The organism is Janthinobacterium svalbardense, from assembly GCF_002327145.1.
GTDB lineage: Bacteria > Pseudomonadota > Gammaproteobacteria > Burkholderiales > Burkholderiaceae_D > Janthinobacterium > Janthinobacterium tructae.
The window spans coordinates 4,591,796-4,612,973 of sequence record NZ_CP023422.1 but is presented as its reverse complement, the minus strand read 5'-3'; the positions used below and the strand labels follow the sequence as shown (position 1 = coordinate 4,612,973).

The following is a 21,178-nucleotide window of genomic DNA, read 5'->3' as shown; positions in this document are numbered from 1 at the left end:
GGGAATGCCCACCATGTTTAATTCGACCATCAACAGCAAGGCTTACACCAACAACACGCAACAGACGACGCAGGGCAGTATCTCGGCCGATGTGTATGCGAAGGTGGAGCGCCAGATGCAGTCGCAGAACACGGGCGTCGTCAAGCTCAATGCCAGCCTGGCGCGCGACCAGGCCAAGTTCTCGGGCCTGGGGCAGTTGCAATCGGCGCTGGCGAAATTCCAGAACGTGGCCAAGAACATGGCCGGCAGCGGCCTGGCCACTTCGGCCACCTCCAGCAGCAAGGATGTGCTGAGCGCCACCACCACCGACAAGGCTGCCAGCGGCAGCCATGCATTGAACGTCAAGCAGCTGGCACAGGGACAGACCCTGCAGAGCGGCGCGCAGAAAACCTCGAGTGCGGCGATCGGCACGGGGGCGCCCGCGCTGGTCAAGATCGAAGTGGGCGCGACCGACGGCAAGCAATTTACCCCCGGCAGCGGCAAGGTCATTTCGCTGACGATAGACAGCAGCAACAATAGCCTCGACGGCATCGCCGCCGCGCTCAAGCAGCAGGGCATCGACGCCAGCGTGGTGAAGGGGCCGGATGGCTATGCGCTGGCCCTGAACGGCAAGAGCGGCGCCGATAGCAGCATGCGCATCAGCGTGTCCGGCGACGCGGCCGTCAGCAACCTGCTCAGCTATGCGCCCGGCGCCGGCAAGGGCCTGCAACAGACGGCCGCCGCGCAGGATGCGCTGTTCACCGTCGACGGCAAGGACATCAAGAGCGCCACGAATACCCTGACGACGGCCGTCGAGGGCGCCACCATCGAATTGAAGAAAACAGGCACGACGGACCTCGTCATCGCCAAGGACAGCAGCCAGATCGCCAGCAACGTGGCCAGCTTCGTCACGGCCTACAATGAGCTCAACAGCAAGCTGCAGAGCCTGCAGCAGGGCGATTTGAAGTCCGACACGGCCCTGGGCCAGGTGCGTTCGCAGATGGAGCAAGTGCTGCGCACCGCCAGCACGGGCGTGCCCGCTTCCATCCTGGGCAGCGCTGGCGTGACCCTGGGCAAGAGCGGCGAGCTGGTACTCGACGATAAAAAACTCAAGGCCGCCATCGCCGCCGATCCGGACGCCGTCAGCAAGCTGTTTACGAATAACGGCAAGGGCGTGGCGGACCAGTTTTCCAGCAAGATCGGCGAGCTGACGGGCGAAACGAGCATCATCCGCAAGGAAGTGCAATCGGTGGGCAAGGACATCACCACGCTGAACAACAAGAAAGCCGTGCTGGCCAAGGCGCTGACGGCGCAGGCGCAGGCGCTGGTGAAGGCGTATTCGGCCCAGGAACAGATGGGCACGAACTCGGCCTTGCCGGGTTATACCGGCAAGAATTCCCTCTTCGACTTCATGGCTTAAGAGCGCTCGCCCTGCGCAAAGAAGGCCGATGGCGAACTGCCGAAGGTCTTCTTGAACATGGCGGAAAAGGCCGACTGGCTGGCGTAGCCCAGTTCTTCGGCCACCTGCGACAGCGGCACGCCGCGCGCGATCAGGGGCGCCGCGTGCGCCAGGCGCACCTGCTGGCGCCACTGGCCAAAACTCATGCCCAATTCCCGTTCGAACAGCCGCGCCAGGGTACGCTCCGAGGCGCCGACCTGCTGCGCCCAGTGTTCCAGCGTCTGGTTCAAGCCGGGCTTGTCGATCAGGCTGTCGCACAGGGTCTTCAGGCGTTTGTCGCTGGGCAAGGGCACACGGATGGGACGCGTGTCCGAGCGTTTCAGCTCGTCGAGTATCAGTTCGGCCAGCAGCGCCTCGCGCGCCGGCTCCTGGCCCGGGTCCAGCTGTTCCAGCGCCATGATCAGCTGGCGCAGCAGGTTTGACACTTCCAGCACCTTGCAGTCGCGGCCCGCGAACGGCGCGCGCGCGGCATGGATGCACAGGGGGCGCAAGCGGGTTTTTTCCAGTATCGTGACGGCATGCTCCACGTTCGGCGCGATCCAGATGGCGCGCATGGGCGGCAGCACCCAGCTGCTGTTGTTGGCGGTAATGCGCAGCACGCCTTCGAGCGCCATCGTCACCTGGCCCCAGGGGTGGCTGTGCGGTAATAAAAATTCATCGGATTGCAGGTCGCGTGCGACCATGGTCACGGGGATGGTCGCACTGGGCGCCTCCCTTGGCGGACACATGCGGGTATGGTGGAGGATAGGTACACCCATCAGCTTGGCCTTAATTCGATAAATTATGTCGTTCTGTCGGAAAGCAGACGATGGTATTTTGCATACACTTGAGCTTTACCAGTATAAGACAGGGTATGACATGATAACAACTAACTCGGCAAAGCACTTGCCACCGCAGTCACCGCCAACCTTGCGCAGCGACGCACGCGTCATCGCCCTGGTGGGGCTGGCGCATGGCATTTCGCACTTCTACCACCTGATCCTCGCGGCCCTGTTCGTCTGGCTGAAACCGGCCTTCGACCTGTCGTATGCGGAGCTGGGCCTGCTGATGACGGTGTTTTTCATCATCTCGGGCGTGGGGCAGGCGCTGGCCGGCTTTGTCGTCGACCGCTTCGGCGCGCGTGCCGTGCTGTTTTCCGGTATTTTCCTGCTGGGCGTGTCGGCGCTGGCCCTGTCCACCGCGCACAGCTATGCGGCGCTGATGCTGGGCGCCATGCTCGCCGGCATGGGTAACAGCGTGTTCCATCCGGCCGACTATACGATCCTCAACCAGCGCGTCTCGGCGGCCCGCGTGGCTTACGGTTTTTCCGTGCATGGCATCAGCGGCAACATCGGCTGGGCCCTGGCGCCTTTGTTCATGACGTACGTTGCCACCCAGTATGACTGGCGAGTGGCGCTGCAATGCTCGGCCGTGCTGCCGTTTGGCGTGCTGCTGATCCTGTTTTTGAACCGCCATGCCATCCGTCCCGAGCCTGTCAAGCAGGCCGCGCCGGGCCAGGCGGCCGGCGGCGAGGGCACGCTGGACTTTTTGCGTTTGCCGGCCGTATGGATGTGTTTTGCCTTTTTCTTCATTACCGCCATCGCCCTGGGCGGCATCCAGAGCTTTGCCAGCGTGGCCCTGGTCAAGCTGTACGGCATGAGCCTGGCGCTTGCCACCAGCGCTTACACGGCCTACATGCTGGCCTCGGCCGTGGGCATGCTGGCCGGTGGCGTAGTGGGCGCGCGCAGCAAGCAGCCGGACCGCAACGTGGCGATCGCCTTTTCCGCCGCCGCGCTGCTGGCCGTGCTGCTGGCCATGGCCGTCGTGCCGGCCTGGGGTGCGGTGGTGCTGATGGGCGCCATCGGCCTGACGTCGGGCGTAGCGGGACCGTCGCGCGACCTGATGATACGCGCGGCGGCGCCGAAGAATGCCACCGGGCGCGTGTATGGCGTCGTGTATTCGGGCCTCGACAGCGGCCTGGCAGTGGGGCCCCTGTTCTTTGGCGCGCTGATGGATGGCGACCATCCGGCCTTGCTGTTCGTCTTCATCGGCGTATTCCAGGCGCTGGCGATTGCCACGGCCGTGGGCGTGGGCGGTAAAACACGCGCCGCGGCGCTGCAAAAGGCATAGAATCGTTGCCATCTGCCACTCAAGGAGTTCCCATGACCTTTGCCACCACCGATCTGTGCGACGACCATGCAGCCATGCTGGACGATGGCACCCTGGCCGTGCTGCCGCCCGTGTACCGCGCTTTCGGCCAGCGCGTGCGCTTCAGCGGCCCGGCCACCACCTTGCAAGTGTTCGAAGACAATGCCCTCGTGCGCAGCACCCTGGAAACGCCGGGCCAGGGCCATGTGCTGGTGATCGATGGCGGCGGCAGCCTGCGCCGCGCGCTGGTGGGCGGCCATTTGGGTGTGTTAGCTGAAAGCAACGGCTGGGCCGGCATCGTCGTCGACGGCTGCATCCGCGACAGCGAAGAAATCAATGTCTGCCAGATCGGCGTACGCGCGCTGGCCACGCATCCGCGCAAGAGCAACAAGACGGGCGCCGGCCAGCGCGACGTGCGCGTCCAGCTCAGCGGCGTGGCCGTGCAGCCGGGCGACTGGATCTACGCCGATGCGGATGGCATCCTGGTGGCGCGCCAGGAACTCGATTGAACTGTTCTCCTGCGGGACGGGAAGTGCGCCGGAAGATGTTGCATATTGCCCACGTTAAATATATTTTTGCAAAGTTCTTTGATTTTCATCATGGCTGAGATATGATTTCACTTAAGGTAACTTTAATATCAACAGAGCAAGGAAATCAGATCATGAAAATCGCCACCATCGCAGCAGTTGTCGCTCTGTTTGCAGCAGGCACCGCCAGCGCCAGCCCCGTCAACCTGATCACGAATGGCAATTTTGAAACGGTCGCTACCGGCTATACCCTCAACAGCGGTTTTAAAGTCATCAACAGCGGTTCGTCGGCCCTTACGGGTTGGACCGTGGGCGCCAGTTCCGTCGACCTGATCCGCAATGCCTACAATGCCATCGATGGCTACAGCGTCGATATGCTGGGCACACCGGGTCCGGGTTTCCTCTCGCAAAGTTTCAGTGTCATTGCCGGCCAGACATATAACCTGAGCTTTGACATGGCGCGCAATTCCGGCGGCCCCGCAGGCCAGGGCGTGGCCGTCAGCTTCGGTGGCGCGGCAGGCAATTTCTACTCGACGGCTGCCGCCTCGAACACCTTGTACAGCAATACCCTGAGTTTCACGGCTGCCACCACCGGCCTGGCGACCCTGTCGTTTGCCAGCGCCGCCAAAGCCGGCACGCCGCTCGACAAATTCTCGGGCGCCGTGATCGACAACGTGTCCGTGATGACCGCCGTGCCGGAACCGGAAACCTACGCCATGCTGCTCGCTGGCCTGGGCCTGATGGGTTTCCTGCGCCGCCGCAAGGCCGCCAAGTAAGCCTGGTTTTGTCCGAGATCAAACCGCCTGCTGCCATGCACAGGCGGTTTTTTTACGCCAGGTTGAGTTGAGCTGCATCGGCCTTTCCCCGTAACGGACACGCCGCCGCTTGCGGCTCCAGCCGCCGCGCCAACTCTCCGCGCAACTGCGTCAATCCCGCGATGCGCGCATCGATGTCAAGCAGCTTGCGCGCCAGCGCCGCGCGCAGCAGTTCCGCCGTGGCGGGATCGCTGGCGGCCGCCAACAGCGGCATGTCCGCTTCGATTTCGGCCAGGGTAAAGCCCAGCTGCTGCGCCGTGCGCAGGTAGCGCAGCCAGTCGGCCGCCTCGGGCGGGTAGTCGCGGTAGCCATTCGCGCCGCGCCGCGCGCGCAGCAAGCCCCGTTTTTCATAGAAGCGCAGGGTATCGCGGCTCAAGCCCGTCGCCTGTGCCATTTCGCCGATCTGCATGGGTTTTCTTTCATAAAATGCTTGACCATGGAGTGTACTCCAGCCTTGATCATGGACACTTTCCAATGACAGGAGTTGCCATGTTGTCCGTTTCTACTTTCCGCCGCCTGGTGCGCGCCAGCGCCATTTATGATGTGCTCATGACGGCCGCGTTTGCCACGCCGTGGACATTTTTGCTGTTGCGCGAGCAACTGAGTTCCCTCAATGTATCCATGGGCGGCGTGCCGCTGCCGGTGTTCGAGCCGTTTCATTTGCTCATCAGCAGCCTGCTGGGCAGCGTGGTGATGGTCTGGTCGGTGCTGCGCATCGTCGACCCGCAGCCGCGCTTCGGCCGCTATGACGCGGCGGCGCGCTACCTGTTTTCCACCTGGATGGCGTGGGCCTTGCTGGTCACGGGCCAGCCCGTGCTGTGGCTGTTCATCGTGCCGGAACTGGCCTGGGGCCTGGCGCAAAGCCTGCCATTGCGCCCCGGCGTAGGCACGCGGGGAGGGCAACCGCACGAATCGCTGTTGAGATGACGATAACGAAATGCAATAATGGCCGTGCTCGCAGTACAGCAACGACTGCAATGAACGACTATTAAGAGGATGACTATGCAGCAGGATGCCGCAGGAAAAAACATGGCGTTGCTCGATCCGGTGGTGGCGCCGCGCATCGCGGTGACGCGCCTGGTGACGGGCCTGCTGCAAGGCTTGCTGCTGTACTGGCTGTACAGCACGGCGCAAGACAAGGTGTGGCCCGCCACGGAAGCCTACCTGCTGGGGCCATTGATGCTGATCAGCCTGCTGTTGCCCATTTTGCTGGTGTCCAGCCTGGGCCACATGTCAGCGAAGCGCATCGGCCTGTGGATGGCCGGCGCGGCCGTCGTGCTGGCCGTGCTGGCCTGGCATGACGTGGCGCGCGGCGCGGAACACGTGATCTGGGGCAATTACAAGCCGGGCGCGCCGCTGCGCGTCATTTCCGCCCAGCTGTTCGGTTTTTGCGTGGTCGGTTTCTATATCGCTCACGCGCTGGTGCTGGCCGGCGCCCAGGATGGCCAGCGCATCGCCCGCTATACCACGTATTTTGAAATCGCCTGGAAGCTGGGCATCCAGCTGCTGTTTTCGCTGCTGTTCGTGCTGGGCCTGTGGCTGGTGCTGTGGCTGGGCGGACAATTGTTCCTGCTGATCAAGCTCAGTTTCCTGAAAAAATTGCTGGGCCAGGCCTGGTTCGTGATTCCCGTCATCTGCTTCGCGTTCTCGTTCGCCATCCACATCACGGACGTGCGCCCATCCATCGTGCGCGGCATCCGCACCCTGCTGCTGGTGCTGCTGTCGTGGTTGATGCCGATTGCCGCCGTGCTCGTCTCCGGTTTCCTGCTGACCTTGCCCTTCATCGGCTTCGAGCGCCTGTGGGCCACGCGCCACGCGGCGTCCGTGCTGCTGGGCATGGCCGGCGTGCTGGTGGTGCTGATCAATGCCGCCTTCCAGAATGGCGAAGTGGGCCATGGCGTGGCGCGCGGCATCCGCCTGGGCACGCGCCTGGCTTGCCTGCTGCTGCCATGGGTGGTGGGCATCGCCATCTATGCGCTGACCCTGCGCGTGATGTCGCATGGCTGGACGGCCGACCGCCTGATCGCTGCCGCCTGCCTGCTGGTCGCCACTTGCTACGCCGCCGGCTATGCCTGGGCGGCCAGCAAGTATGGCGACTGGCTGCACCTGATCGCCAACGTCAACGTGGCCACCGCCTTTGTCACCCTGCTGGTGCTGTTCGCCCTGTTTTCGCCGCTGGCGGACCCGGCGCGCATTTCCGTGGCCAGCCAGATGGCGCGCCTGGACAGCGGTAAAGTAAGCGTGGACAAGTTCGATTTCGAATACCTGCGCTTCCAGGGCGCCCGCTATGGCCAGGCGGCCCTGCAGGAATTGACGAAACGCACGACGGGGCCGGATGCGGCCATCGTGCGGGCCCGCGCCGAGGCCATGCTCAAGCGCCAGAACCGCCTCGACGAAACGGGCGCGCTGAGCGACGTGTCGATCAACCTGACCCTGCGCCCGGCCACGGCGAAGTTGCCGGACAGTTTCCTGCGCCAGGACTGGACGCAAGTGAGCCCGGCCTGGCGCCTGCCCGCCTGTTTGAAGCGGGCAGGGCCCCAGTGCGACGCGTATCTGATGGATTTCGATGGTGATGGCAAAGAGGACGTGCTGCTGATCAGCAATGACCCGCGCGCCTCGTCGGTCTTGCTGGCGGAAAAGGAAGACGGCAGCTGGACCGCGCGCGGGCAAATCCCCACGGATGCCCTGCGCTGCAAGCCCCTGCGCGAGAAGTTGCAGGCAGGCGAGTTCCAGCTGGTGCCGCCGAAGGTACGCGAGCTGGAAGTCGATGGCCAGCGCGTGCCGATGACTTTATATACGCCAGAGGACGAGGTCAGCTGCCCGGATGAGACGGTGCCGGGCCTGTAAATGGCAGAGAGAGGAGTTGGCGCGCCGAATAGCACCTCTTGCTTGTCATGAAGGCAATAACTTCGTGCGCTGAGTCATTCCGACCGTTGGCTATCGGCCAGAAGCGGACATACGGAAAAACTGGGATCACCTTTCAATGGCAATTCGGCAATATGATAGCGGTGGACCGGCTCGGGCGTAGCGAAAAAACCTGAGTAGCGCAGCAAGAAGCATCCGCTATTGCCGTGGATTTCGATACCCGTATGTTTTTTGGCTCGGCCTCTGGGCCGCTTCCTGCGGAGAGCTCTCGACCCACCGATCCAACTCCTCGATGCGAATGAAAATACGGCCATCGCGTGCTTTTTTCCAGATCTGCCACTGCGCCCAGGTACCGTTTTATCTGCTTATCAAGGAGTCAAGCATGCAAACTTTGATGGTGGTCTCTCGACTTTTTCCAGACTTGCTAAATGGCAACAAGAGGTCAACGATCCGCTTCGGCGAATGGCATGTCAAGGCCGCCGTGGCCGCCAATGGTAATGATCGAGGGGATGCGGGAACATGGGCATAAGCTGGGGCGGAAAAATCACCCGTTTCTTTGAAATTCTAAAAATTTGCACCAGAGCCGTTGACGATACCCTCCGGAAACACATTTAATTTCGCACCTTAACATTTCGTCTGAACGATATTTTTTCTAACTACCTCCTGCTTAACCAAGCGCCAAGCGCCATCTTTCTTCGCAAAAAAATATCTAAATATAGCCACGTTTTCTTGTACAACAGGATCTTCAAACTCAGCCAAAAAAGACAACGAATTATTACCCTCGCCACGCCAAGAATAACCTTTCATGAATGCATAAGTTGCGCGAATGATGGGGCGGCCTTCCGGGGTAATCATGCCGACTCCAGCGCCGCAACTCGACTCAGGAGCAAGTAACAGGCTACTCGCCTGGTCCCAGCCAATTTTTTTCGCAATTTCTTCCTTGTGTAAAACGACGTGCGCTAATCCGCCAATTGTATTAGATATGTCGTTAGCAGCATCTAATGTCATCGATTTAAGTTGTACATCTTCAATTTCCGACATATCAAGACTTAACCTTATCTTTTGGAAATTGGTAGCGCCACTAGCCGCCGATGAAACAGTAGCTAACGCAAATAATGCAGCGGCGATAAAACACTGAAATATATTTCTCATATCAATCCTATTTAAAAAATTCATAAATTCCAAAATTCTCAATTTTTAAAACTCGATTCGCCTGGGCAATCGTAGCCGAGCGGTGAGCAACAACCAGCGACCACAAAATCGTCCAATGTAAACACTCTTTAGTCTTGTGTTGAAGGCTGCTCGAATTCTGTGCGAAGGGAAATATTGACTTCTTTATACGGAATCGAAATTCCTGCGTTCTGTAAAGTTGCAAGGGTACGTGCGTAGAGATCACTGCGGATGCTCGGCCAATCGTTAATATCATCGGTCCAGACGCGTATCGAGAACATCAACGCTATTTCGCCAAAACCAGTCATCAACACCACAGGCCCAGGTTGTGCCGCTACTCCCGGTGTTTCACGTGCTGCGGCATCAAGCAGAAGCAGGACCTCTTCCGGTTTGGCTGAATATTCCACACCGACCGTGACCTCGATACGCCGGTATTGATCGTGCATCGTCCAGTTGGTCAGGTTCCCACTAAGCAGCAGGCCATTGGGCACAACCACATCGGCTCCATCGAATGTGCGTATGGTGGTCGAGCGCAGGCGTATCTCACTTACGGTACCGGAAGCGCCAGCAGTATCGACCAGGTCGCCTGGCTGAATTGGCCGTTCGAACATCAACACCAGGCCTGAAACAAAGTTGTTGACGACATTTTGCAGGCCAAATCCGATACCGACACCAAGGGCTCCGAAAACGATAGCCATTTGGCTCAACCTGAAGCCAGCGGCCGCTAATGCAATAGCCAAGCCTAGTATCAGCACGCCGTAGTAGCTCAGAGATGTGATGCTATTGCCTACGCCCCGTGGCAATGCAGCATGGTTAGGCAGTTCATCATGAAGCAAGCTTCGCACACCTTTCGCCACTCTGAGGGCGAGCCAGCTAGCGAACGCGAATACGACGACGTCGCCCAAGTGTATGGAAACCTCGCCGATATTTACGCCAAGCGCCATGATCATGCCACCAACGTGATACAGGGGGCGCAAGAGGCGGAAACGGTCACCGGTGTATAACAGCCAGCCCAACACGGCACCGACGAGCAGCAGTCGGGCACAAATCTGCTGCAGTACTACCATGTGCCGGCGCAGGAAGCCACGATCAGCAAGCTCTGGTTGAAGCAGCAACGCGCGCCCTATGGCGAGACAGGCATTTACGCCGGAATACAGCAGCAAGGCCATGTAACCGCTATCAATCACACCGCTCGTCAGCGTCTCTGCAAGTGACACGTTGCCGACGACATTCGACACGGCGGCAACCACCAGTATTACCAACGCGATCCAACCGGCATTACGCACTGCGTTCCTTAATTTGCGGTATCCAGGGGATACAGAGGCGAGCGGCTTGCGGCTTAACCAGAAAGTAAAACCTAAGGCGAGCAGGTTCAATACGAGAAGCAGCAAACGGTACCAGCCGCTGTCGGTTACGGCGGCCACGCACAGGCGATCAAGCGCATATAGTCCAGTGGCGAGGTATGGCCAGGCGCCGAGCGCGCGGATCGTTCCTGGCGGTAACAGGCGTAGCGCGGGGATTATCGTCAGCAGTAGCGCACATTCTTGAACCAGCAATGGTGCATCAGGTTCCAGGATGAGGACTGCGAGCATCGACAGCAGCACCCAGATGGAAATGGGCCGGCGCATTGCGCGGGCTACCTTGTCTGTCGCAACGTCCTGGCCAGGAGAGCGCTTGCTGCGCAGGAATAGCCACAGAATCAATGGCAGCAAAAGAAATTGCACCAGCCGCAATGACTGTTGGTTGCCGGTCTGTGCGGCATGGTAGTCGAGCGCAAACTGCTTTTCTATCTCGAAACCGTAGTTCATGGCGCTGAGAGCCTCCTTCGTATCTGCGTTGCCGCCGATACCCATCCAAATCGGCAGGGTATCGATGGCAAGTAGTCGACGGTCAATGTCGTCTATGGCAGTATCGACATTCTTGCGGCCAGCCTGAATACGCGCCTTGAGTTCGCTGGCGCGGCGTGTCAATGCAAATTGACGTCCCAGCGCATCTTCGAGGGCGCTCTCGACGCTGTCTATCTGCGAGAGTATGCTATCTATCCGCTCCGTCATCATTGGCGGCAGACCGTCCAGCATGCCTTCGGCGCGCGTAGTGGACCATGCCGTCCTGTGTTGCGACAGTTGAATGGCAGTAGCCGCGAATGGGTCCAGTGCTTGCCGACTCTGGAATTCCCATCGCTCGAAGCGCCGGGCATCAAATTCCCAGTGCTTGGCTAAGCTTTCGAGCCGCATGACGGGCAGGTCGCGCAGCGCGACACCTGTGGTGATACCCATCTTCGCGTCAACCGTGTGCGCGATATCGTCTAGCGAACTGCGTAATGTAGCCACAGTGTCGGGCTGATCCAGCAGTTGCCGGGCCCGGTCGATCAATTGTTGCTCTTCATTCGCTCTTGCCGCGATATCAAGCGGTGCAATAGGTGCAGCTGCGTTCGCGAGCTGAGAGGCGGTAGTTGAGTGGGCTGACATTTCAGGTGGCGCTGCGGCCGATAGTCCAGACAGCACAATCGCGATGTGCACAAGCAGCCAGCGGCAGGTTTTGTTTAAGTTGAAATGTCTGATGTCCGGCACTGCAAATACCTCCATGCTCTACGGGAAAATTAAGCGGCGCCTCATCACGTGACTGTTGCCAGGTGCCCTACTATATTTGCTATCCGCACCATCCAAATGACGGCTTTACATCCTGGTCGCTTACTCCATACGAATACCTTTTAAGATCATTAACTATTTTGGAATACTTTCTTACGAAAAGATATAAAAACCGATTTATGATTTCTGTTAGTCTTACAAAAAGGATGTTCTAGCTTTCCATGCTCCCACTTCATAACGTGAGGAAAAAGTGCGTATAACTCTACCGCTTTCGTTAGGAGCCCTTGCTATCTGGCTCGTATTGACACTAAGTGCTTCCTTGTTCACAACAGATGACGCCAAGCACTCGCTCGCTGATGGTGTCAGCGGCGCAATAAGTATCCCCCTAGCGTTGGCCGCGATATTTGTCATGGTAGTGACGCTGGCCTCCAATGATCGGCGCGCAACTGGCATTCTCTTGCCTGATCCGGCCAGGACAGTGTGGTTCGGATGGCTTCCTTTGCTGTATGCGATCCTGATGTTGGTGATTGCCTGGATTAGCGGTCTGCCTCCACTTAGCATGATATGGATCGTTGCCTGCAATACGGCCCTGGTCGGCCTGTCCGAAGAGCTGATGTTTCGTGCTGTTCTGCTGCAAGGGTTTCTAACAAAATATACGATGTGGCCGGCTTTGTTGATGTCATCGGCCATCTTTGGCGCAGTGCATGCGTTGAATGGATTTGTTACTGGTGAGTTTAGCGATGCATTGTGGCAGAGTGTAGCTGCCTTTATGCAAGGACTCGCATATGCTGCGATTAGGGTACGGACTCGTTCAGTATGGCCAATGGTAGTGGTTCACGGACTTTGGGACTTTTCGCTGATGATCTCCGCGCTGTCTAACGGGGCAGCCAAAGGCAGCCCATCGCTTCCTTACGCCGGACTACTGGCCGTGCTCCCCATATTTTTGTATGGCCTCTATCTACTTCGTGGAATTCGCGGCCATGCAATGATCCCTGCCGTCTCAAAAGGAGCTTGAAGATGAAAGTATGGATCTCCGTTCTGCTCACTATTTCGGTCGTTTATGCGAATGCACAGCCCTTTGAGCAAGCCCGTGGTGAAGACATTCAGTTGCAATGCTACGGCCAAGCCGAGAAGACTACTTTGCAAAGCCGCTCTGGCTATGAATGGGACGAAAAGCAGCACAAATTCGTTCCCAAGTTGGGATGGGAAACGGGGAAAACTAATCAGGATGCGTCCATTGTCGTATCGATTCATGACGATCAGGGAAGCATTCATATTCCTAAAAGTCTCATTCCGCCACTCAATAGTGGTGGAAGTGACGACGGTTGGTGGCGTATTAACGACCTTATTGTTGGCCACAACCAGATTCGTGGCCAATTTCAGTTAAATGGGCTAAACAAACCTACGCTATCCATTGACCGCCGATCCGGAGACATGACAATCGAGGGCTTGATGACATTTAATGGGCGATGCGAAGCCGACGATGGCCACCGAAAGTTCTGATTCTGTTGATGTGTGAGGAAAGCTGAACCATTCAAGCGTCATGCGCTAAATTGAGCGTACCAATTTACACCCATCTGGGTTGGAAAATTTTTGCAATTAGTTCGCAACGTTCGCTATGGGGCGGAACCTGCCAGCAACGGCAAGCAGCCAGAAGCTTTCATGACAGATTTTATTGCCTCAGTCCGTTGCAGAGCCAAGCTGCCTATCAGCAGCTTTCATTGCGTGTTCAATAAAGCGGATCCTGAACGACAGCAACAAGGCAGCAGCGGCGAATCCTGCGGCGAGCCAGAGGTTGGCGGAAAGGCCTAGTCTGTCGACGGCCTGTCCACCGGCCCATGCCCCGAGCGCAATGGCAACATTGAAGACACTCACGTACAGCGCGGCGACTATCTCCACGGCCCGGGGCGCCGCCTTCATCATCAAGGTCATCAGGCCGACCGATACACCACCGTAGGCAAGTCCCCAGGCCAGCAACACCGCGCCGCCGCCGATGCGGGAGTCGCCGGCTGCCAGGAAGAGTAGCGGCGTGAGCAGCAGTCCAGCCGAGATGGCGATGATGGTGGGCGCCGTGCGCCGCAGCGCAACGGCACCGGCCAGGAAGTTTCCAATGATACCAGCGAAGCCATAGAAAAACAGCAGTGCGCCCAGCCATTGCGCATCAAACCCCGACACTGACAGCAACAACGGACGCACAAAGGTGAAGGCCATGAAATGGCTCGCCACCAGCAACAGGGTTAGCAGCAGCCCCGCTTGCAATTGGCGGTTGCGCAACTGCTTGCCGAATTGGCGCACGGTCGCCGCACTGGCAGCAGGCAGCGCCGGAATGACGGCCAGATGCAGCGCCAGTACCAGGCCGCTCAACAGCGCCATGGCGCCAAAGGCCCAGCGCCATCCTGCAAAGTCGCCGATTTGTGCGCCTAGCGGTACGCCCAGCACGGAAGCGATCGCTACTCCGCCGAAGATAATCGACGTTGCCAGACCGATTGAGGGCGCCGGAACAAGGCGGGAAGCCAGGCCGCCGGCAATGGCCCAGATGCCGCCCATGCAAAAACCGACGAGTACACGTGCAGCCAGCATCCACGCCATGTTTTGTGCCAATGCCGAGGCAATGTTCGCGATCACTAACACACTCAGCAAACCACAGAGAATTTTGCGCCTGTCCAGGCTTGCCGATGCGATCACGACCAGCGGCGCGAACAAGGCCGCCAGGAATGCTGGCAGCGAGATCATCAGGCCGGCGGTTCCGGTGGAGGTGTCCAGCGTGTCAGCAATCGGCGTCAACAGGCCGACCGGGAGCATTTCCGTTGTCACTACCGAGAAGGTGGCCATGCCTATGGCGGTGACCGCCAGCCACGGGTGACGGACAGCGGTTGCTGTTGCAGCGCAGGGAGACGTACTCATGCTTCATTTCCTTCATTGGATCGTTCGATAAATGGCGTGTGGCGGCATCCGGCGGCGTCGGGTCACTGCCATGCAATGGCATGCCCAGCTTGCAATGGAGACACGTCACAGTGATAATACATACATCGCGTATGAATAAGTATATATTCATACGCACTGTATGTAAACAATCATGCGCTACGTATGTAAGGAGAAAGCAATGGTTCGCCGCACCCGTGCCGAAATGGAAGAAACCCGTGCATCGTTGCTGGCCACTGCCCGCAAAGTGTTCAGCGAGCGCGGTTATGCCGACACATCAATGGATGACCTCACCGCGCAGGCAGGGCTGACGCGTGGTGCGCTGTATCACCACTTTGGCGACAAGAAGGGCTTGCTGCTCGCGGTGGTGGAACAGATCGACGCGGAAATGGATGGCCGCCTGCAAACCATCTCCGAACGCGCCGACGATCTGTGGGAAGGTTTTCGCAGTCGCTGCCGTGCCTATCTGGAGATGGCCCTGGAGCCGGAAATTCAGCGCATCGTTTTACGCGATGCCAGGGCGGTCCTGGGTGGTGCCTCACCGGACTCGCAGCGCCATTGCGTCGCGTCGATGCAGGGCATTATCCAGGAGCTGATTCATCAAGGCATCGTGGCAGACGCTAGCCCAAGGGCACTGGCTTTGCTGATTTACGGCAGTCTGGCAGAAGCGGCGTTCTGGATCGCAGACGGTGACGAAGGCACGGCGCGATTGATCGAGGGAGTTGCTGCCTTGGAATTGCTACTACGCGGGCTGTTGGTTACAAGGTCATCGCGCCAATGACAGCAAGCCGCCAGAAGCGCACTGGCGTATCCGCTGCCGTCGCCGGATGCCTGACGCGCCGGGCAAGCGAAACTGGCCGGCTCAGTTCTTCGTGCGCACCTGGCGCACGTGGTTTTCCAGTTCGCTGAACGAGGGGCGTTCCGTGGCGGAAATGACCTTGCGGCCGAATTCCACGGCCAGCGCCGGTGCATAGCCGTTCAGGCTGGCCAATAAGGTCACTTTCACGCACTGGTACATCTTCGCCGTTTCATGGTGCTTGCGGCGCAGCAAGCTGGCCAGCGGGGCGATGAAGCCGTAGGCCAGCAAGATGCCGATGAAGGTGCCCACCAGCGCCTGCGCAATCAGCACGCCCAGCTCGGCTGGCGGCAGACCGACGGAAGCCATGGTATGCACCACGCCCATCACGGCGGCCACGATGCCGAAGGCGGGCATGGCGTCGGCCAGCTGCGAAATCGTCTGGATCGGCATTTCCGCATCTTCATGGTGCGTCTCGATCTCGTTATCCATCAGGTTTTCGATCTGGTAAGCGTCCATATTGCCCGACACCATCAGGCGCAAATAATCGGTGATGAATTCCAGGATGTGCTCGTCACCGAGCGTGTACGGGTATTTCACGAAGATGGCGCTGCGGTAGGGATCGTCGATATCGTCCTCGACCGACATCAGGCCTTCCTTGCGGATCTTGCTGAGGATTTCATACATCAGTCCCATCAGCTCCATATAGCGCGCCTTTGTGTATTGCGAACCGTGGAACAGGGTGGGCAGCGCGGCGAACGTGGCGCGGATGGCCTTGGCGTCGTTGCCGACAAAGAAGGTGCCCAGCGCGGCGCCGCCGATCATCAGCAATTCCAGCGGCTGGAACAGGGCCGCCAGGTGGCCGCCCTGCATGGCGAAGCCGCCGAAGACGGAAAACAGCACGACGAGAAATCCGAGTATGACTAGCAAAACTTACTCCTTCATAATATTGCCATATCGCAATATTGTAGTTTAACCTGATTCGGCTGCCGTGGCCGCTTCCGGCTGCAACTGCTGGCCGAGAAAATTGATAAAAGCGCGCTCTGAGCGGACAATAGGCGTTATTCGCTGCGCTGCCAGAAGCGCAGCCGGTTGCCGAACGGGTCCGCCACTTCCAGGATGCGGCCCCAGTCCTCGTCGCGGATGCCGGGCCGCGCATACGGGTAATCCTTGCCCTGCAGCTCCGCGTGCAGGGCGGCGATGTCGTCGACGGGGATCAGCAGCGCCGCACCGGGCGTGGCGTCGCCGTAGTGCTCGCTCAGGTGCAGCACGAGATTGCCCCGCGTCACCTGCAGGTACAGCGGCGCCGTGGGCACGAAGCGGTGTTCCCAGTCCAGGGTAAAACCGAGGAAATCGAGGTAGAACTCACGCGCCTTGGCTTCGGAGAAGCTGCGCAGGATAGGAATGGGAGCATGCATGGCGGCGCTTTCAACATGGTGGCGATCCCGCCATTCTAAGTAATGCTCGGGAAATTATTGTAAATTTATGACGAACAGAACCGGATGCGGTGCAAGGCGCCTGCAGCGACGCAGTGCGAGCACTGTTACTTAGCCTCAGGCCGGCACTTGCCGTTTGATCCGCGCGGCGGCGCTGGTCTTCTCCCAGCGGAACAGCCACATGATGATCAGCTTGGTGGTGGCGCTGACGCAGGCGAGCAGCAGCAGGGGCCAGCCGGTTTTCAGCCCCATGACGCAGGCAAAGAAGATGGTGCTGACATCCATCGCCAGGATGAACTGGCTCATTTTCACCGACACGGCGCCCGTCTTGCCTGAGCGCCAGATTAATCGGATCTGGTGCGCATAGCCCTGCGCCAGCAGCACGGTGACGGCGACGATCAGGCTTTGCGAGATCACGCGCTTTTCATCGGTGAAGGTGGGGCCGAACGCCAGCCCCGCCACGCCCGCGCACAGCAGCAGCGCGCAGGCCAGCAGTGCATTGCGCGATGCCAGGCTGCGGCGGTCGCGGTCGATTTCATACAGGATGGCCAGCGCGATCAGCGAAGCGATCAAGCGGGGCCAGACGATGTAATGGTTGAACGGCGTGATCGAATAGCCGTAGACGAAGAACGCGCAATACGCAAGAAAGCTGACGCTGAACTGGTTGAGCGACAGGATGTCCGTCGTCTGGCCGGCGCCCAGGCTGGCGTCGTGCTTGCGCTGCCAGATCTTTTGCAGCTGCGACCACAGGCCGTACAAGCTGACGACGATGAAGAGGGAGTTGAGGCTGCCGGCGAGGGCGTAGAGCGTTTGATGCTGCAAAGTGTCACCTGAATGTTGTTGTGCTTGTTATCGTTGTTGCTCTGCTGCGATGGATGCGGCCTGATTGGCCGGCCCGGCGCCAACAAGGATGCGTGCCTCGGCGGCGGCAATCTTGATGCTCAGGTCACTCATGAAAATCAACGCGAGATCCGTGCAGCCTTGGCTCGCCTCATGCGATGCGACGCCGTCCATGTCATCGCGCATGGCATTCCACATGAAGCCGATGGAGGACAGGCATTTCTCCCCGTCAACATGCTCATCTTCGCTGGATTCCCGGATTTTCAGCACCTGCACGCCTGCGCACACCAGTGTCAGCGCCGGGGGCATGGATGGCCTGACCCAGTCGCCGGCACTGCGTACCCAATGCAGCTGCAGTTGCCGTGCAGCGATGCGGTAGTCGATCTGTGTGAATTCGTAATCGTTGTGCAGGTCAAGTTCTTGCCCTTCAAGCAATATTTTGGTTAAACCCTTGAGGATGGAAAAACCATGGAGTTGCATACGCAGGCAGAATTGATTGCAAAAGAAATCATTATGCCATCGAAATAACATCGTGACCTGTCCCAAGATAGGATGGCACGTCCGAAATACTTGCCCATCTTCACTTGCCCTTATAATCAGGGCATGACTTTCTTATCACTGCGTGCCCGCTCCGTGCTGGCCACCCTCGGCAAAATGGCCGTTTCCCTGATTCTTCTGTTGACTGCACTGTGGGGCGCGCTGGCGCTCTGGTACCAGCTGTCCGGCGGCACGGCGGCGCAAGCCATCGGCGCGCTGCTGTGGGGCGCGCTGGGCGTGGCCAGCGTGGTGCTGTGGTGGACGCGCGGCGATGTGCGCGTGCTGCTGCCGTATGCGGCCGGTTTTATCCTGCTGCTCCTGTGGTGGAGTCTGATCACGCCGAAGCAGCAGCGCGTGTGGGCCGACGACGTGGCGCGCAATGTCACGGGCACGGTGACGGGCAATTTGGTCACGCTGGACAATGTGCGCAATTTCGACTGGCGCAGCGATGACGATTACACGGTCAAGTGGGAGCAGCGCAGCTACGACCTCGATGAGCTGCGCACGGTGGACACGGCGCTGTCGTACTGGACGGGGCCCTACATTGCGCATACCCTGATTTCCTTCGGTTTTGCCGACGGCCGCTTCCTGACGTTTTCCATCGAGATCCGCAAGGAAAAGGGCGAGAGCTTTTCCGCCATCGGCGGCTTCTTCAAGCATTTCGAGATGAGCCTGATCGCCGCCGACGAGCGCGACATCCTGCGCGTGCGCACGAATGCGCGCGGCGAGGATATGCATCTGTACCGCGTGATGATGCCGAAAGCGGCCATGCGCTCGCTGTTCCTGGCCTACCTGGACGAAGCGCAAGCGCTGAAGGCCAAGCCGCAGTTCTACAACACCCTGACGGCCAACTGCACCACCATCGTCTTCGAGATGGTGCGCCGCATCGTGCCGGGCCTGCCGTTCGACTACCGGCTGATGGCCTCGGGCTACCTGGACCGCTATCTGTTTGACGTCAAGGGCCTGGTGCCCGGCCAGAGCTTCCAGCAGCTGCGCGAGGGCGGCCACGTCACGGCGCGCGCGCGGGCCGCCAACGACGACGCGGACTTTTCGCACGCGATCCGCCGCGGCATGCCGGGCTACGATGAAGCGGGCTTTCCGAAACTGCAAATGCCACGCCAGTAGCGCTCTGCCTTATACTGTCGCAATTCCGACCGGCCGCCTTTCGCGGCCGGTCTCACTTTACGAATAAAGAAGGCCCGCTATGCCATTTTCCTCACTGGGTCTGATTCCCGCCCTGGTCCGCGCCGTCGACAAGGCCGGCTATGCCGCGCCGACGGCCATCCAGGCAGCCGCCATTCCCGCCATCTTGCGCGGCAGCGACGTGCTCGGCGCGGCGCAGACGGGTTCCGGCAAGACGGCCGCCTACGCGCTGCCACTGCTGCAGGCGCTGATGGCGCCCGCTGCCGGCCCGCGCCAGGTGCGCGCGCTGATCCTCGTGCCCACGCGCGAGCTGGCGGCGCAGGTGGGGCAGACGGTGCACGCGCTGGCCAAGCCATTGCCGATCAAACTGAAGATTTCCGTGCTGTTTGGCGGCGTCTCGATCAATCCGCAGATGATGGACTTGCGTGGCGGCGCCGATATCGTCGTCGCCACGCCGGGCCGATTGCTGGACCTGGTGCGGCAAAATGCCGTGAAACTGGGCGGCGTGTCGCTGTGCGTGCTCGACGAAGCAGACCGTTTGCTCGACATGGGTTTTAGCGAGGAAATCAACGCCATCCTGGCGCTGCTGCCGGGCAAGCGGCAAAACCTGTTCTTTTCCGCCACCTTCCCCGACAGCGTGCAGGCGCTGGCCGACAGCCTGCTCAAGGAACCCGTGCGCATCGAAGTGGCGTCCGAACCGCAGGACAAGCCCGACATCGTGCAGCGCGCCATCACGGTCGACGTGCCGCGCCGCACGCAGCTGCTGCGCTACCTGATCCTGCAGCAGCAGTGGGATCGGGTGCTGGTGTTCGTCGCTACCAAGTATGCGGCCGAACATGTGGCCGACAAGCTGCAGCGCGCGGGCCTGCACGTGGGCGCCTTCCACGGCGAATTCAGCCAGGGCACGCGCAGCCAGCTGCTGGCCGACTTCAAGGCAGGGCGCTTGCAGGTGCTGGTGGCCACCGATGTGGCCGCGCGCGGCATCGACATCGCCGGCTTGCCGGCCGTCGTCAATTACGACTTGCCCCGCTCGGCCGTCGACTACACGCACCGCATCGGACGCACGGGCCGCGCCGGCGAAAGCGGCACGGCCATCAGTTTTGTCTCGGCCGATACGGAAGCGCATTTCCGCCTGATCGAAAACCGCAACGACTTGCGCATCGTGCGCGAAGTGGTGGCCGGTTTCGAGCCGACGGAACTGCCCGCGCCCGTGCATCCCGTTACCGATACGGTGAACGGCGGCGTGAAGGGCGCGCGCAAAAGCAAAAAGGACAAATTGCGCGAGGCTGCAGCCTTGGTTGCGAAGGCGGCCGGGGGGAATTAAATCCGCCTTATGTGCGCTGGCCGCTTGAACGGCCAGGTTTCCCGGACTAAGATTGTGTTTCTATAAAGCAAGGGGATGGGAATGCACATGACATTCATCACGCGCGCGGGCGCACTGGTTTGCGCGCTGGCGCTGGCTGCTTGCGCCGGCATGGGCGGAAGCGGTGACAAGCCCGATGGCAAGGCCGGCATGCAGATGCCGGGCAAAACGCCGGCTGATGCCGCCGTGGCCGCCACTTGGTATAACCCGCCCAGCGAATTTCCCGGCATTTGCCTGACCCAGTTCAAGGATGGCAGCTTGCGTTTCGACGGCGGCTTCGCTTTCTTCAACCCGGGCCGCTGGGCGTATGATGCGGCCACCTCCGAACTGCGTTTGCAGCTGGCACCGACGCCATCTTTGGCCCTGTCGCACGCGCAAACGGTGCTGCACCAGAATCTGCTGAGAGTCGAGGCGGCCACGAACACGCTGGTGTACTCAGTGAAGGCCGATACGCAAGCCATCGGTCTGGGCGGCTTTGTGTTTTACCGCGACACGCCTTGTCCGGCACTGCGCGGATAAGTGCCGGATAAGTGCCGGATAAGTGCCGGATAAGTGCGGGATTAGTGTCATACGGGAACATTTAGTCGTATAATTTCAGCGCAAGCTGGCTG

General features: G+C 59.8%; 22 protein-coding genes. 13 read left to right on the top strand and 9 right to left on the bottom strand.

The genetic code is table 11. From position 1 onward, the window contains the following. The first annotated feature begins 13 nt into the window (after positions 1–13). Positions 14–1,399 carry a flagellar filament capping protein FliD gene (gene fliD / locus CNX70_RS20405; RefSeq protein WP_096238586.1) on the top strand — a complete coding sequence of 462 codons (1,386 nt, stop codon included), beginning with the start codon at positions 14–16 and terminating at the stop codon, positions 1,397–1,399. On the opposite strand, the gene CNX70_RS20400 is transcribed toward fliD, so the two are convergent. After that, positions 1,396–2,196, bottom strand: a complete 801-nt coding sequence (locus CNX70_RS20400) for an AraC family transcriptional regulator (RefSeq protein ID WP_167389699.1) — start codon at positions 2,194–2,196, stop codon at positions 1,396–1,398. The two genes, fliD and CNX70_RS20400, sit on opposite strands and share 4 nt — an antisense overlap. Positions 2,197–2,296: 100 nt before the next feature. Between CNX70_RS20400 and CNX70_RS20395 the strand changes: the two genes are divergently transcribed. The 3 genes from CNX70_RS20395 to CNX70_RS20385 all read left to right on the top strand — a co-directional run bounded on the left by CNX70_RS20395 (position 2,297) and on the right by CNX70_RS20385 (position 4,868). After that, on the top strand, positions 2,297–3,547 hold the full coding sequence (locus CNX70_RS20395; RefSeq protein ID WP_096236526.1) for an MFS transporter: 1,251 nt from the start codon (positions 2,297–2,299) through the stop codon (positions 3,545–3,547). A gap of 32 nt (positions 3,548–3,579) precedes the next feature. Further along, positions 3,580–4,074, top strand: a complete 495-nt coding sequence (gene rraA / locus CNX70_RS20390; RefSeq protein ID WP_096236524.1) for a ribonuclease E activity regulator RraA — start codon at positions 3,580–3,582, stop codon at positions 4,072–4,074. A gap of 152 nt (positions 4,075–4,226) precedes the next feature. Beyond that, positions 4,227–4,868, top strand: a complete 642-nt coding sequence (locus tag CNX70_RS20385; protein WP_244198886.1) for a choice-of-anchor C family PEP-CTERM protein — start codon at positions 4,227–4,229, stop codon at positions 4,866–4,868. A gap of 52 nt (positions 4,869–4,920) precedes the next feature. Here CNX70_RS20385 and CNX70_RS20380 read toward each other — a convergent pair whose 3' ends face one another. Continuing rightward, positions 4,921–5,316 carry a MerR family transcriptional regulator gene (locus tag CNX70_RS20380; protein WP_096236522.1) on the bottom strand — a complete coding sequence of 132 codons (396 nt, stop codon included), beginning with the start codon at positions 5,314–5,316 and terminating at the stop codon, positions 4,921–4,923. 80 nt (positions 5,317–5,396) lie between these two features. On the opposite strand from CNX70_RS20380, the gene CNX70_RS20375 reads away from it, so the two are divergent. From CNX70_RS20375 to CNX70_RS28360, 3 genes are all read left to right on the top strand, one after another. Beyond that, the gene (locus tag CNX70_RS20375; RefSeq protein ID WP_096236521.1) at positions 5,397–5,834 is read left to right on the top strand and encodes a hypothetical protein; all 438 of its coding nucleotides are present in this window, start codon (positions 5,397–5,399) and stop codon (positions 5,832–5,834) included. 102 nt (positions 5,835–5,936) lie between these two features. Further along, entirely contained in the window at positions 5,937–7,754 is a 1,818-nt protein-coding gene (locus CNX70_RS20370; RefSeq protein WP_096236520.1) for a DUF4153 domain-containing protein, read from the top strand. A 400-nt stretch (positions 7,755–8,154) separates the two neighbouring features. Continuing rightward, entirely contained in the window at positions 8,155–8,301 is a 147-nt protein-coding gene (locus tag CNX70_RS28360; RefSeq protein ID WP_157751186.1) for an ASCH domain-containing protein, read from the top strand. A 95-nt stretch (positions 8,302–8,396) separates the two neighbouring features. On the opposite strand, the gene CNX70_RS20365 is transcribed toward CNX70_RS28360, so the two are convergent. Together CNX70_RS20365 and CNX70_RS20360 are read right to left on the bottom strand one after the other, a co-directional pair. Beyond that, positions 8,397–8,948 carry a hypothetical protein gene (locus CNX70_RS20365; protein WP_096236518.1) on the bottom strand — a complete coding sequence of 184 codons (552 nt, stop codon included), beginning with the start codon at positions 8,946–8,948 and terminating at the stop codon, positions 8,397–8,399. Positions 8,949–9,052: 104 nt separating this feature from the next. Next, the gene (locus tag CNX70_RS20360; protein ID WP_096236516.1) at positions 9,053–11,527 is read right to left on the bottom strand and encodes a mechanosensitive ion channel family protein; all 2,475 of its coding nucleotides are present in this window, start codon (positions 11,525–11,527) and stop codon (positions 9,053–9,055) included. Between the two features lie 322 nt (positions 11,528–11,849). Between CNX70_RS20360 and CNX70_RS20355 the strand changes: the two genes are divergently transcribed. Both CNX70_RS20355 and CNX70_RS20350 read left to right on the top strand, forming a co-directional pair. Further along, positions 11,850–12,545 carry a CPBP family intramembrane glutamic endopeptidase gene (locus tag CNX70_RS20355; protein WP_096236514.1) on the top strand — a complete coding sequence of 232 codons (696 nt, stop codon included), beginning with the start codon at positions 11,850–11,852 and terminating at the stop codon, positions 12,543–12,545. Positions 12,546–12,547: 2 nt separating this feature from the next. After that, a complete protein-coding gene (locus CNX70_RS20350) occupies positions 12,548–13,033 on the top strand; it encodes a hypothetical protein (protein ID WP_096236512.1) in 486 nt (161 codons plus the stop codon). Between the two features lie 177 nt (positions 13,034–13,210). Here CNX70_RS20350 and CNX70_RS20345 read toward each other — a convergent pair whose 3' ends face one another. Next, positions 13,211–14,434: an MFS transporter gene (locus CNX70_RS20345; protein ID WP_096236510.1), complete on the bottom strand. Its 1,224-nt coding sequence runs from the start codon at positions 14,432–14,434 to the stop codon at positions 13,211–13,213. 199 nt (positions 14,435–14,633) lie between these two features. On the opposite strand from CNX70_RS20345, the gene CNX70_RS20340 reads away from it, so the two are divergent. Then, positions 14,634–15,233 carry a TetR/AcrR family transcriptional regulator gene (locus tag CNX70_RS20340; RefSeq protein ID WP_096236508.1) on the top strand — a complete coding sequence of 200 codons (600 nt, stop codon included), beginning with the start codon at positions 14,634–14,636 and terminating at the stop codon, positions 15,231–15,233. A gap of 81 nt (positions 15,234–15,314) precedes the next feature. On the opposite strand, the gene motA is transcribed toward CNX70_RS20340, so the two are convergent. From motA to CNX70_RS20320, 4 genes are all read right to left on the bottom strand, one after another. Continuing rightward, positions 15,315–16,178 carry a flagellar motor stator protein MotA gene (motA, locus tag CNX70_RS20335; RefSeq protein WP_071076441.1) on the bottom strand — a complete coding sequence of 288 codons (864 nt, stop codon included), beginning with the start codon at positions 16,176–16,178 and terminating at the stop codon, positions 15,315–15,317. Between the two features lie 131 nt (positions 16,179–16,309). Then, the gene (locus tag CNX70_RS20330) at positions 16,310–16,666 is read right to left on the bottom strand and encodes a glyoxalase superfamily protein (protein WP_096236506.1); all 357 of its coding nucleotides are present in this window, start codon (positions 16,664–16,666) and stop codon (positions 16,310–16,312) included. Positions 16,667–16,801: 135 nt separating this feature from the next. Next, positions 16,802–17,506 carry a hypothetical protein gene (locus tag CNX70_RS20325; RefSeq protein WP_096236504.1) on the bottom strand — a complete coding sequence of 235 codons (705 nt, stop codon included), beginning with the start codon at positions 17,504–17,506 and terminating at the stop codon, positions 16,802–16,804. Between the two features lie 27 nt (positions 17,507–17,533). Then, positions 17,534–18,055, bottom strand: a complete 522-nt coding sequence (locus CNX70_RS20320) for a hypothetical protein (protein WP_157751183.1) — start codon at positions 18,053–18,055, stop codon at positions 17,534–17,536. A gap of 72 nt (positions 18,056–18,127) precedes the next feature. On the opposite strand from CNX70_RS20320, the gene CNX70_RS20315 reads away from it, so the two are divergent. The 3 genes from CNX70_RS20315 (at position 18,128) to CNX70_RS20305 (ending at position 21,086) form a co-directional block, all read left to right on the top strand. Beyond that, positions 18,128–19,186, top strand: coding sequence for an Lnb N-terminal periplasmic domain-containing protein (locus tag CNX70_RS20315; RefSeq protein WP_167389698.1), 1,059 nt, complete (start codon positions 18,128–18,130; stop codon positions 19,184–19,186). Between the two features lie 79 nt (positions 19,187–19,265). Beyond that, on the top strand, positions 19,266–20,528 hold the full coding sequence (locus CNX70_RS20310; RefSeq protein WP_096236498.1) for a DEAD/DEAH box helicase: 1,263 nt from the start codon (positions 19,266–19,268) through the stop codon (positions 20,526–20,528). A gap of 87 nt (positions 20,529–20,615) precedes the next feature. Then, entirely contained in the window at positions 20,616–21,086 is a 471-nt protein-coding gene (locus CNX70_RS20305; protein ID WP_157751181.1) for a hypothetical protein, read from the top strand. Positions 21,087–21,178: the final 92 nt, after the last annotated feature.

Coding starts and splice junctions, on each gene's coding strand:
- CNX70_RS20315 (WP_167389698.1), top strand. CDS start 18,128: ATGACTTTCTTATCACTGCGTGCCCGCTCCGTGCTGGCCACCCTCGGC.
- CNX70_RS20375 (WP_096236521.1), top strand. CDS start 5,397: ATGTTGTCCGTTTCTACTTTCCGCCGCCTGGTGCGCGCCAGCGCCATT.
- CNX70_RS20340 (WP_096236508.1), top strand. CDS start 14,634: ATGGTTCGCCGCACCCGTGCCGAAATGGAAGAAACCCGTGCATCGTTG.
- CNX70_RS20395 (WP_096236526.1), top strand. CDS start 2,297: ATGATAACAACTAACTCGGCAAAGCACTTGCCACCGCAGTCACCGCCA.
- CNX70_RS20305 (WP_157751181.1), top strand. CDS start 20,616: ATGACATTCATCACGCGCGCGGGCGCACTGGTTTGCGCGCTGGCGCTG.
- CNX70_RS20320 (WP_157751183.1), bottom strand. CDS start 18,055: ATGTTATTTCGATGGCATAATGATTTCTTTTGCAATCAATTCTGCCTG.
- CNX70_RS20345 (WP_096236510.1), bottom strand. CDS start 14,434: ATGAGTACGTCTCCCTGCGCTGCAACAGCAACCGCTGTCCGTCACCCG.
- CNX70_RS20380 (WP_096236522.1), bottom strand. CDS start 5,316: ATGCAGATCGGCGAAATGGCACAGGCGACGGGCTTGAGCCGCGATACC.
- fliD (WP_096238586.1), top strand. CDS start 14: ATGTTTAATTCGACCATCAACAGCAAGGCTTACACCAACAACACGCAA.
- CNX70_RS20400 (WP_167389699.1), bottom strand. CDS start 2,196: ATGGGTGTACCTATCCTCCACCATACCCGCATGTGTCCGCCAAGGGAG.
- rraA (WP_096236524.1), top strand. CDS start 3,580: ATGACCTTTGCCACCACCGATCTGTGCGACGACCATGCAGCCATGCTG.
- CNX70_RS20370 (WP_096236520.1), top strand. CDS start 5,937: ATGGCGTTGCTCGATCCGGTGGTGGCGCCGCGCATCGCGGTGACGCGC.
- CNX70_RS20350 (WP_096236512.1), top strand. CDS start 12,548: ATGAAAGTATGGATCTCCGTTCTGCTCACTATTTCGGTCGTTTATGCG.
- CNX70_RS20360 (WP_096236516.1), bottom strand. CDS start 11,527: ATGGAGGTATTTGCAGTGCCGGACATCAGACATTTCAACTTAAACAAA.
- CNX70_RS20365 (WP_096236518.1), bottom strand. CDS start 8,948: ATGAATTTTTTAAATAGGATTGATATGAGAAATATATTTCAGTGTTTT.
- CNX70_RS20385 (WP_244198886.1), top strand. CDS start 4,227: ATGAAAATCGCCACCATCGCAGCAGTTGTCGCTCTGTTTGCAGCAGGC.
- CNX70_RS28360 (WP_157751186.1), top strand. CDS start 8,155: ATGCAAACTTTGATGGTGGTCTCTCGACTTTTTCCAGACTTGCTAAAT.
- CNX70_RS20310 (WP_096236498.1), top strand. CDS start 19,266: ATGCCATTTTCCTCACTGGGTCTGATTCCCGCCCTGGTCCGCGCCGTC.
- CNX70_RS20330 (WP_096236506.1), bottom strand. CDS start 16,666: ATGCATGCTCCCATTCCTATCCTGCGCAGCTTCTCCGAAGCCAAGGCG.